Origin of the sequence: Vibrio sp. V43_P6S15P86 (genome assembly GCF_009904725.1) — a bacterium.
Taxonomy (GTDB): Bacteria; Pseudomonadota; Gammaproteobacteria; order Enterobacterales; family Vibrionaceae; genus Vibrio; species Vibrio diabolicus.
Genome location: NZ_WXWT01000047.1, coordinates 1 through 5,478 on the forward strand (window position 1 = coordinate 1; position 5,478 = coordinate 5,478).

6 protein-coding genes are annotated in these 5,478 nt (G+C 42.4%); 5 read left to right on the forward strand and 1 reads right to left on the reverse strand.

The features are described from left to right. Together CAG69_RS02170 and CAG69_RS02175 are read left to right on the forward strand one after the other, a co-directional pair. The coding region (locus CAG69_RS02170; RefSeq protein WP_161442534.1) for a DUF2913 family protein at positions 1-436 on the forward strand (436 nt) is incomplete at its 5' end. A 336-nt stretch (positions 437-772) separates the two neighbouring features. Continuing rightward, the gene (locus CAG69_RS02175) at positions 773-1,123 is read left to right on the forward strand and encodes a hypothetical protein (RefSeq protein ID WP_146106789.1); all 351 of its coding nucleotides are present in this window, start codon (positions 773-775) and stop codon (positions 1,121-1,123) included. Positions 1,124-1,204: 81 nt separating this feature from the next. Here CAG69_RS02175 and CAG69_RS02180 read toward each other — a convergent pair whose 3' ends face one another. Further along, a complete protein-coding gene (locus CAG69_RS02180; RefSeq protein ID WP_161442536.1) occupies positions 1,205-1,417 on the reverse strand; it encodes a hypothetical protein in 213 nt (70 codons plus the stop codon). Between the two features lie 123 nt (positions 1,418-1,540). Here CAG69_RS02180 and CAG69_RS02185 point away from each other — a divergent pair, with 123 nt between their 5' ends. The 3 genes from CAG69_RS02185 to CAG69_RS02195 all read left to right on the forward strand — a co-directional run. Next, positions 1,541-2,008 (forward strand): hypothetical protein, encoded by a 468-nt coding sequence (locus CAG69_RS02185; protein ID WP_161442538.1) that lies wholly within the window; start codon positions 1,541-1,543, stop codon positions 2,006-2,008. Positions 2,009-2,275: 267 nt separating this feature from the next. After that, positions 2,276-3,487, forward strand: coding sequence for a TniQ family protein (locus tag CAG69_RS02190; protein WP_161442540.1), 1,212 nt, complete (start codon positions 2,276-2,278; stop codon positions 3,485-3,487). 2 nt (positions 3,488-3,489) lie between these two features. Further along, the coding region (locus CAG69_RS02195) for a type I-F CRISPR-associated protein Csy2 (RefSeq protein ID WP_237668020.1) at positions 3,490-5,478 on the forward strand (1,989 nt) is incomplete at its 3' end.

Sequence of the window (5,478 nt, forward strand, 5' to 3'; positions counted from 1 at the left end):
GCCAAAGCTCAACGATAAGTCCTTATCGAATATCAAAAAAGACATCAAACTGATGCTCAGCGTAGCGAGAAAAAAAGGCGGAAACCTAGAAATGAGATTGCATCAACTCAGCGCACAATCGAATCAAACGAAACTCGTCGGGGCTGAAAAGCTCTATAACCTACTCGTACACCTTTATGACGAAGAAGGTATCGAGTCACGATTATTTGAAGAAGGTGGCGAAGCGGAGCCTGGCATTCTTTACATGTTAGAGGAGCAAGTCGAGCACGGTTTTGATCAAGAACACAACCAAGTAACACCACTGTCGATGCTTATCCAGTTAGATCGCGCACCGGAGCTAATTAATTCGATTAACGATCACGGCCTGTTCCTTGCTGAAATGAAAGAGTGGAACGCAGAGATACATCAGGCTCATATTTTAGTACACCCTGCTTAAAACAGAACAACCGGCGGTAACGCTTATATAACACTTCGCTACGAGGCAATAAGGGCTTGATTGTCAATGGAGTGCATCAAGAAAACGCTTTTGGGCATTTGTGAGTTACGACCACAGGTTTGTTTCTGTCTTTCAGATAATTCCTTGTATCCCAAACCATCGAAGGTCACCATTGTCAGCTGTGGTCGATTTCAGCATCAGCCCCTAAACCATAGCGTTTGCAGTCGGAATGGAAAAATTGTTCAAAATACAAGAATATCAAAGTCTTACATTGCGTTCCCACTCGGATTAAAGCTAAGCCTTACATTGGCTCATAGGTAGATGGAGATTCTAATAGTGAAACAGATAATTAGCCTGTTACTCATGCTGCTATTTGCATATTCCGTAAAAGCCTTTTATATTGAACCAACTAAAGAGCCAATATTAGGCATACCACCTGATATACTGAATCATTATGTTGAAGATCCATTTTTTAAAGCACGCTTTCCCATCATCAGTGATCTTAATTTTATTCACTACCAAGCTTGGGAGGATGGGAAATATATCTTTATTCCTTCTCAGGGTTACTTTGATAACGATCCTCATTGTTGTCCCACAGATATGATATTGAAAATAAGGAAAAAAGATTTACTCCTAATTTCAGTTGAAGTGATTCGGTATGAAAACCGTGATTACTCGCGGAAGTAACTGAAGATGTAGGGGAAACAGCTTTAGAAGGGAAAAGCTTACTTATCTCAGTGTCCAAAATTACTGGTGCTAACTTTGCGGCTATAGAAAAAAACCAATAACGGTCGTGAATATTGCCGCCCAGACACCTCCTCCAAATAAAGAACCTATAATAGCTAATAGCGGGTGTTTTTTATAATCAGCATCACGACCATGCCTAGCTACGTTTTGAGCGTTCATTGCACCACGACTAAACATACTAAAGACAACACAAATAGGGAGTAGAACAAAATAGATAGTCCATGACCATTCCATGGTTATTCCTCCGATTTTACCAGATATGCAATAAGTTTATCACGACAACTTCACCGAACCTGCAGAAAAATGACTGCTACTCTTAATATGCTGGCATACATTAACTGTAAGGGGAGAAAATAGATGGGCTTTTTCTTTAAAAGTTGGAAAGAAAAAAATCTAAAGATAATTTGCAAACACTACCCTTTTTATAAAGGCATATGCTCAGATCTATTACTTTCTGAATTTGCTGTTTCTGGGCTAAAAGAGCGAAAAAAAATTAGGGAAGGTAGTAGGAAAGAGAAGGCTTGCTTAGCTTACCTTATTGGCAATATTGATGGATTTGTCAGAAAGGCAATTGATATATCAACTGTTGACGAAGATACACGGTTACATCTGGTTTTGACTGGATATGGGTATTTGATGGTGGAAAAGGATGAAATCACTTCTGATGATGAGTGGGTCTCAACGCTAACTGAGTTGAGAGAGATGTTACTTGGCAATGAGTACTCATCATTTGTTAAATTGGGGATAGTAAGTGTTCTAGATCCTTTTGAGATAGAAAAGCAAGAAAACTGGAGCCAATTTGAGTACGAGTTAGAGCGGCTTTAAAGTGTGCATAGCCTCTGCGGTGTCAGCCATAAGCAAATGTACTGCGATATGAGTGACGCGAACTGATACTGAATAAATGCTCTATCAAGAAATGGGGCAGAACCTTCTTAGATTGTTCGCATCACAGTTTGTGATCACTAAGCAATTCTGTCGTATATTGGATGAGTTCGTAGGCATTTTTTGCAAAACACATCGGCTTCTATGGTTGCAATATATGAAATATCTTCAATACTAAAACTTAGAAACTCTAAGTTTTAGTGGTGGCATGTGGAAACAGACATTCAACTTTACCTAAATGAATCGCTTGAAAGCTTCTTGTTGCGCTTATCGCAAGAACTAGGCTACGAGCGATTTTCTCATTTCGCTGAAGACATCTGGTTCGACACTATGGTTCAGCATGAAGCGATTGCTGGCGCTTTCCCCTTAGAGCTCAACCGAGTCAATATCTATCACGCGCAAACAACAAGCCAAATGCGGGTGAGGGTTCTTATTCACCTTGAGAACCAATTAAAGTTCAATAACTTTGGTGTACTGCGCTTAGCATTATCACATTCAAAAGCTCAATTCTCTCCGCAATATAAAGCTTTATATAGATTCGGTTCTGACTACCCTTATGCTTTTCTTCGCAAACGCTTCACGCCTATTTGTCCTATGTGTATTGACGAAGCACCCTACATTCGCCAGCAGTGGCAGTTTATCTCTCACCAAGCTTGTGAACACCATGGCTGTAAACTGGTTCATCACTGTCCTGAGTGTAAGTCGAGACTTGAATACCAAAGTACCGAGAGTATTAGCCAATGTGAATGTGGTTTTGAACTTCGAAGCTCGCCAGTAGAGGATGCGCCAGAAGCTGAGGTGTTGGTCTCTCAATGGTTGTCTGGAGATGGTTCAAAACCTTTGGGATCACTGACGGGGGAAATGACGTTATCCGAGCGCTATGGCTTTTTACTTTGGTATGTAAATCGCTATGGTGATATCGATGACCTCAGTTTTGAGTCATTTGTTGAATATTGTTGCGCTTGGCCAACGGAGCTGTGGCAAGACCTCGATACCTTGAAAGAGAAGGCAGAACTTGTTCGAGTAAAAGATTGGAAGAAGATGTTTTTCAATGAAGCCTTTGGCGCTCTGCTTAAAGATTGTCGTCAGTTACCTAGTCGGCAGTTGAGTCACAATACCGTACTGACACAGGTGTTAGCTTACTTTACTCAGCTCATGGCAACAGTTCCATCAAGCGAGAAAGGAAATATCGGTGATGTACTGCTCAGCCCCTTTGAAGCTTCTACATTGCTTTCTTGTACAACAGACGAGGTATATCGGCTGTATGAGTTTGGTGAGATCAAAGCCGCTATCAGGCCGCGAATGCATACAAAGATAGCGAGTCACGAATCAGCGTTTACTCTGAGAAGCGTCATCGAAACAAAGCTGACTCGAATGAGCTCTGAAAGTGATGGTTTAAGTGTGTATCTACCTGAGTGGTAATTATGACGAAATTAAGTGACTTATTGGCAATCGAAGACGAAGCAGTAAAGCAGGTTACGCTAAAGAAGATGTTCATGCCCTATACGGAAGACGTCTGTGTTGAAGGGTGTGAAAAAGAAGCGTTGACGATCTTGCTCAATCTCAGTTCAAACCATAAATTAGATAGGTGCTTGGATTGGTTGGATGTTGCCCGAGCTAAAAGGCATTTAAAAGCGGCTGAGAACCTAGAGGCGTCCCTTGATGAAATTAAATGGTTCCACACTCATAATCTCAAGTTTCCAGACTGTCGAGTTAAAGATCAGCGGATACTTGTACAGGCTCTTACGACAACCGAGGTATTCATTTCAAGCGGAGTATTAGAGCAGCGCTTGGGGTGGGCGCATAACTCCACAGTGTATCGTCACACATTGTGGTTATTGAACCCTTTTAGTTGGCAATCACGGCCCGTATGCATTCTCTCACTTATACAGCAAGAAAGTCCTGTTTGGGTTGAGTTGCTCAAAGAATTCGGTCTAAGTGCTAAGTCACTTGCTCGCTTAAAACATACAATTGAAGAGCAGCTCCCTGATAATCATTTTCCCGATAGTGTCAGTTCTTACAGTAAGCAACTACGGTTTCCGTGGGGGGATGATTATGTTTCGGTGACCCCAGTGGTCAGCCATGCCATTCAGAGCGAGTTAGAAGTGAGATCTAGAAGTCGGGAGAGTAAGCTTCGTTTTGTGTCTTCGTCACTGCCAAACTCTGCAAGTATCGGGAACCTGTGTGGCAGTTTAGGTGGGCATATGAAAGTCCTTAACTACCCGCTAGACGTTAAAACCGCGCAGGGTGGGACGTTAACTGAGAGTCGCCAAAAGAGTGGCCACTACTTTGATGACTATCAGGTAACTAACACCAAAATTTGTCAGGTGCTAAATCATCTAATTGGTTCAGAACCATCAAAAACACAAAAGCAGAGGGAGAGTGCTCGCAAGGTTAGAAGTAAGATATTGCGAAAGCAGATAGCCCTTTGGATGCTTCCTTTAATTGAGTTAAGAGATATCGTTGATGCCGATCCCAATCAACAGCAATTGGAACATGATGACACTTTAGTTCAGACCTTTTTGGTGCTACCAGAATCAGACCTGGGTTCCTTATCTAGTGAGTTTAACCGCCGCTTACATCTCGCGTTTCAAAATAATAAGTTTGCCGCCAAGTTTGCCTACCACCCTAAGCTTATGCAGGTCGTCAAAGCCCAAATCGTATGGGTCCTCGAACAACTCAGTAAATCAACTAGCAATCAAGATAAGGTAACGGGCGAGCAGTATATCTATTTATCATCAATGAGGGTGCAAGATGCGATCGCAATGAGTAGCCCATATTTGTGTGGTGCTCCTTCTTTGACGGCTATTTGGGGGTTTATGCACCTCTACCAAAGAGAGTTTAATAAGCTAGTTAATTGTGATTCCACGTTTGAGTTTTCGAGTTTCTCTTTCTATGTTCGAAGCGAGAACATTCAACCGACAGCCAAGCTTACCGAACCTAACTCGGTCGCTAAAGCTAGAACGGTTTCAAACGCGAAACGACCTACCATTAGTAGTGAACGATTGGCGGACCTAGAGATAGACTTAGTTATTAGAGTTCATAGTGAAAGCCGAATTTCAGATTTTAAGGCCGCGCTTAAAACGGCACTTCCCGTTGCTTTCGCCGGAGGGGCGTTATACCAACCACAGCTCTCGACGCAGATTGAGTGGCTAAGGACGTTTACCAGTAGGAGCGAGCTTTTCCATGTCATAAAAGGTTTGCCAGCCTACGGGCGATGGTTATGTCCAAGTGAGAACCAGCCGAGTGACTTTGATGACCTAGAGCATTTAATAACGAAAGACGCTGATAATTTGCCAGTTTCTATTGGCTACCATTTGTTAGAACGTCCGACTAAACGGTGCAACTCGATCGCCGATTGTCACGCCTATGCAGAAAATGCGATAGGGTTAGCTAAGAAAGTGAACCCGATA

Coding starts and splice junctions, on each gene's coding strand:
- CAG69_RS02180 (WP_161442536.1), bottom strand. CDS start 1,417: ATGGAATGGTCATGGACTATCTATTTTGTTCTACTCCCTATTTGTGTT.
- CAG69_RS02185 (WP_161442538.1), top strand. CDS start 1,541: ATGGGCTTTTTCTTTAAAAGTTGGAAAGAAAAAAATCTAAAGATAATT.